This window comes from Nonomuraea aridisoli, from assembly GCF_003236395.1.
Taxonomy (GTDB): Bacteria; Actinomycetota; Actinomycetes; order Streptosporangiales; family Streptosporangiaceae; genus Nonomuraea; species Nonomuraea aridisoli.
Map to the genome: position 1 here is coordinate 1 of NZ_POUD01000438.1, position 4,814 is coordinate 4,814.

The 4,814-nt window shown below is 72.4% G+C and carries 4 protein-coding genes; 2 read left to right on the forward strand and 2 right to left on the reverse strand.

Annotation, left to right across the window (positions count from 1 at the left end; all coding sequences use genetic code 11):
* Nucleotides 1-82 precede the first annotated feature (82 nt).
* Nucleotides 83-415 (forward strand): YnfA family protein, encoded by a 333-nt coding sequence (locus C1J01_RS46250; protein ID WP_111185346.1) that lies wholly within the window; start codon nucleotides 83-85, stop codon nucleotides 413-415.
* A 349-nt stretch (nucleotides 416-764) separates the two neighbouring features.
* On the opposite strand, the gene C1J01_RS46260 is transcribed toward C1J01_RS46250, so the two are convergent.
* A complete protein-coding gene (locus C1J01_RS46260; RefSeq protein ID WP_181449340.1) occupies nucleotides 765-1,961 on the reverse strand; it encodes a serine/threonine-protein kinase in 1,197 nt (398 codons plus the stop codon).
* Nucleotides 1,962-2,247: 286 nt separating this feature from the next.
* On the opposite strand from C1J01_RS46260, the gene C1J01_RS46265 reads away from it, so the two are divergent.
* Nucleotides 2,248-3,672 (forward strand): M20/M25/M40 family metallo-hydrolase, encoded by a 1,425-nt coding sequence (locus tag C1J01_RS46265; RefSeq protein WP_111185348.1) that lies wholly within the window; start codon nucleotides 2,248-2,250, stop codon nucleotides 3,670-3,672.
* Here C1J01_RS46265 and C1J01_RS46270 read toward each other — a convergent pair whose 3' ends face one another.
* The gene (locus C1J01_RS46270) at nucleotides 3,673-4,434 is read right to left on the reverse strand and encodes a PIG-L family deacetylase (protein WP_111185349.1); all 762 of its coding nucleotides are present in this window, start codon (nucleotides 4,432-4,434) and stop codon (nucleotides 3,673-3,675) included.
* Nucleotides 4,435-4,814 lie beyond the last annotated feature (380 nt).

The following is a 4,814-nucleotide window of genomic DNA, read 5'->3' on the forward strand; positions in this document are numbered from 1 at the left end:
CCCCCGGCCTGACCCCCGGCGTGGCCGCCGAGCGAGGAACCGCGACCCCGGCCGGCCTCGCGCCTCACCTAGGGTGAGCCGCATGACCGTGCTGCGCTCGATCGCCCTGTTCGTCCTGGCCGCCGTCGCGGAGATCGGCGGCGCGTGGCTGGTCTGGCAGGGCTGGCGCGAGCAGCGCGGCCTGCTGTGGATCGGCGCCGGGGTGCTGGCCCTGGCGGCGTACGGGTTCGTCGCCACCTTCCAGCCCGACCCGCACTTCGGCCGCATCCTGGCCGCGTACGGCGGCGTCTTCGTCGCCGGCTCCCTGGCCTGGGGCATGGTCGTGGACGGCTTCCGCCCCGACCGCTGGGACGTCGCCGGCGCGCTGATCTGCCTGGTGGGCGTGGCAGTGATCATGTACGCGCCACGCGGCTAGGGACCGGGCGCGGATCCTGCCAGCCTTGCAGGGTGGGCGCACGCCGCGTGGAAGATCGGCTGGACGGTGACGTGGACCCCACCATCGTCCGGACGCACCAGCACGCGGCCGGTGCACGCCGGGACGATGACGCACAGAAGGAACCGCCCGGCGTGATGCAGCGCGAACCGGCTACCTAGGGCGTTCGCGGGGGGGTTGCGTCCACGGGAGTGGTGTACGAGTTTGACCTGGTCACAGGCGTGGCACCGTGAAATGGTGACGGCCAGACAAGGCCCACACCAGCAAGGCCGACCGGGGCCGCCTGCGCCGGCGGGTCCAGGGCCGGGCACGATGATGAACGCTTCGGTGGTCACCTGCTCCCGCTCACTTCGACGTCACAGTTCACGCCGGCCGGGTGCGCCGCGGGCGGCCGATGAGGCGAGGGCTTGGAGGGAGCAGGGCATTCCGACACGGCGGTGGAGCCGTCCACCTGGCGGCCCTGCGCGCCGGCCGCGTCGCCGAACACCGGCGTGAGGAACAGCGTGCCGGCCGTCACGGCCAGCGCCGCGCCGCCGACCAGGGCCGCGACGCCGCGACGCAGACGGGACAGGGCGATGATCGGCCTCGCCGGCCTGTGGAGCGGCGAGCCCGCGTGCCTGCCGGCCACGCGGGTGCGCCGGTGCCGGTGAGCGGGCGGTTCGGACTGCTGCCGGGGCCGACCGGCGGCACTGACGTGGCAGGAGGCCGAAACGCTCGTGGAGGACGGGGACAGCCCGCGGCCGCCTCCGACGAGCTCGCACAGAACGTCCACGGCCGCCGGACGAGCCGCCGGATCCTTCGCCAGGCAGGCCGCCACCAGAGGTCGTAGCGTTTCCGGCACGCCGGAAAGGTCAGGCTTGGCATGGAAGATGGCGTTGAGCGTCGCCGGCACGGTGCTCTTGGCGAACGCAGGCCGCCCGGTCGCCGCGAAGACCATGGTCCCCGCCCAGGAGAACATGTCGGAGGCGGGAGTGAGCGGCTGGTCGTCGAACTGCTCCGGTGACATGTACGCCGGCGTGCCCAGGGGTCCGGTGGTGCCCGCGGCCGTGTTCGCCGCGAGTGCGATCCCGAAGTCGATCACCACGGGACCTTCCGGACCCATGATCACGTTGGCCGGCTTGAAGTCCCGGTGCACGATCCCGGCCGCGTGGATCGAGGTCAGCGCGGTCAGCGTGGTGACCGCCAGCCGCTCCAGCCCGCTGCCGGTCCGCGGCCCGTCTCCCTTGACGAGTTCCTCCAGCGACGGGCCGGGCACGTACTCGCTGACGATGTACGGACGCTCCTCGGCGAATCCGGTCTCCAGCACTCGGGCCGTGGAGAACGCGGCCACGCTCGCGGCGATCTCCGCCTCGCACCAGAACCCGTTCCTGACGTGGGAGTCGGCCGCGACGCACGAGTGCAACATCTTGATGGCGACCTGCGCCCCGCCGGGCGACTCGCCGAGGAAGACCGTGCCCTGGCCGCCTTCGCCCAGCCGTCGCACCACGCCGTATCCGCCGATCCGCACCGGAGCTTCGGATCTCGGCACACGAACATCCGTCACGGTGACCCACCTCTCATGATCGCGCCCTGCCGCACCGTCTCTGCCCGTAGGGGACTGGGGGGAGCGTCTCGCAGACATCATGTTCGGCGGTCGGGGGAACTCATCCGACGCAAGGAAACCCTCAAGGAGTCTCAATATATACAGGCCGGCACGTGCCGGTTTCCGGGGGTGGGGTTCCCTCGTGGAGCACGGCGACCGCCAGCGCCATCGCCAGGAGGCCCGCTTCTGTCGAACACCACGGTCACGCCCCGCCGTACGACAGTATTACCGCATGGATTACGAGAAACTTCGCGAATCGACCACCGACGCCTGGGCGAACACCGTGCTGCCCAGCCTCTCCGGACTGATCGAGATTCCCGCCGTGTCGCCCGCATACGACGCCGCCTGGGAGGAGCACGGCCATCTGCGGGCCGCGGTCGAACACGTGCGGGCCTGGGTGGCGACGCGGGCCCTGCCCGGCGCGCGGGTTGACGTCGTCCAGCTCGACGGCCGCGCCCCGCTCCTCTTCATGGACGTGCCCGCGACGCCGGGCGCGGCCGCGAGCGGGACCGTCCTGCTGTACGGGCACCTCGACAAGCAGCCGCCCCTCGGCGGCTGGTCGGAAGGGCTGGGACCGTGGCAGGCGGTGATCCGCGAGGGCCGGCTCTACGGCCGTGGCTCGGCCGATGACGGGTATTCGGGCTACGCCGCCACGACCGCGCTGGAGGCCGTACGCGCGGCGGGCGGCGAGCATTCCCGGGCGGTGGTGCTGCTGGAGACCGGCGAGGAATCCGGAAGCCCGGACCTGCCCGCGTACCTGGAGCACCTCGCCGACCGGCTCGGCGACGTGTCGTTGGTGATCTGCCTGGACGGGGGCGGCGGAGACTACGAGCGTCTGTGGCTGACCTCGAGCCTGCGCGGCGCGCTGCAGGCGACCGTCACGGTGCGCGTCCTTGAGACGGGTGTCCACTCCGGGCTCGCGAGCGGCGTCGTGCCGAGCTCGTTCCGCGTCATGCGTCAGTTGCTCGACCGGATCGAGGACGCGCAGACCGGCGAGGTCAAAATCCCCGAGATGCTCGCGCCGATCCCGCAGGAACGGCGCGCGGAGGCGGCGGAGTTCGTCGCGCTCCATCCGGAGGTCGCCGTGCCCCGGCTCCCGCTGGTGCGGGGGATGAGGCGGGCGTCGGACGACGACGTCGAGCTCGTCCTCAACAACACCTGGCGGCCCACCCTGTCGGTGACGGGCGCCGCCGGACTCCCTGAGCCCGCGGTGGCGGGCGCCGTCCTGCGCCCCTGGACGTCCTTCCGGCTGAGCTTCCGCCTTCCCCCCTCGGTCGACGCCGAGGCGGCGCGGACCGCCCTGGAGAAGATCCTCACGACCGACACGCCGTACGGGGCGCAGGTCGAGGTCGGCGACTTCATGACCTTGAACGGCTGGCACGCGCCGACACCGGCGCCATGGCTGGCCTCGGCGCTGGAGCAGGTCGGTGATCGCGTATTCGGGAAGCCGTGCCGGAACATGGGCATCGGCGGCGGCATCCCGTTCATGGAGATGCTCGGCAGGCGGTATCCCCACGCGCAGTTCGTCGTCACGGGCGCACTCGGGGCCGACTCGAACGCGCACGTGCCGGACGAATGGCTGAACATCCCCTTCGCCACCCAGGTGACCGAAGCAGTAGCCCACCTCCTCGATGCCCACGCCCGCTCTGCGGGCTAGTCAGCCGAGCGCGACCTCGGCGCCTCCGGTGTAGGAGACCCGGCGGTACCACTCGTTGCCCAGCAGCTGCGCGCGGGCCGGCTCGGGCAGCGAGGTCAGCAGGGTCATCGAGGCGCCGCGGCCGACCTCCGACTCGTGCGCGTGCATGGCCGCCCACTTGCGCTCCGCCCACGCCGCCACGTCCAGACGGGCGCCGATCTGGTCGTCGGGGACGCCCGGCAGCGCCTGGCCGGCCGGCGGGTCGTCGCCGAAGACCGCCCGCCAGTGCGAGACCACGACCGAACGCGGGATCGTCGCCAGGTAGAGCGCGCGGGGCCGCCACGGCTCGCCCGCCTCCGGGTAGAGCTGGTCGTACCCGGCCGCCTCGACGGCGGCCAGCGTGAGCCGGTGGGCGTGCACGTGGTCGGGGTGGCCGTAGGAGCCGTAGCCGTCGTAGGTGAGCACGACGTCGGGCCGTACGTCCCTGATGTGCGCCACCAGGCGGCCGATCGCCTCCTCCAGCGGCACGTCGAGGAAGCGGGGCCGGCCGGGGGCCGATTCCGGCTTGCGGGCGTCGGCGTAGCCGAGCAGGCGCGGCTCGCCCGCGCCGAGGACGGCGAGCGAGCGCTCCAGCTCGCCGGCGCGTACCGTGCCCTCGGCCCAGGTGCAGGTGACCACGGCGGTCCTGGCGCCCTCGTCGGCGTAGCGGGCCAGGGTGCCGCCCGTCCAGACGGCCTCGTCGTCGGGATGGGCGTGCACGCACAGAAGCCCGAAGTCCGCCATGATCTCCCCGTTTCGTCCCGGTAGATGGCCGATCATCGTAGCGAAGCGCGCGCGGGCGCAGCGTACCGTGAGAAGATCGAGATCATGATCGGACTGCCTGGCTCAGGCCGCCGGGGCGTTCCCGCCTGCCCTACGGCCACCGACCCGTCCTCGACGCCCATCCTGAGGGCGGGTACGGTCACGTGCTGAGCATGCCGCGAACCGCCACCCCCGGCGCGGCAACGGCCGTCCTGGACGCCTTACCCGGGTCCTCACCGCGGCCGGCAGAAGGCGCCGTCCAGTCCCCAGACCAGCCACAGAATCAGACCCCGAATCAGACCTCAGCCCAGCACCCCAGCATGTCGCCGAGGAACACCGTGACAGAACCTTCCCCCCAGCCC

Bases quoted from the DNA above. Each gene is read 5' to 3' on its own strand.
- C1J01_RS46250 (WP_111185346.1), top strand. From the start codon at position 83: ATGACCGTGCTGCGCTCGATCGCCCTGTTCGTCCTGGCCGCCGTCGCG.
- C1J01_RS46265 (WP_111185348.1), top strand. From the start codon at position 2,248: ATGGATTACGAGAAACTTCGCGAATCGACCACCGACGCCTGGGCGAAC.
- C1J01_RS46270 (WP_111185349.1), bottom strand. From the start codon at position 4,434: ATGGCGGACTTCGGGCTTCTGTGCGTGCACGCCCATCCCGACGACGAG.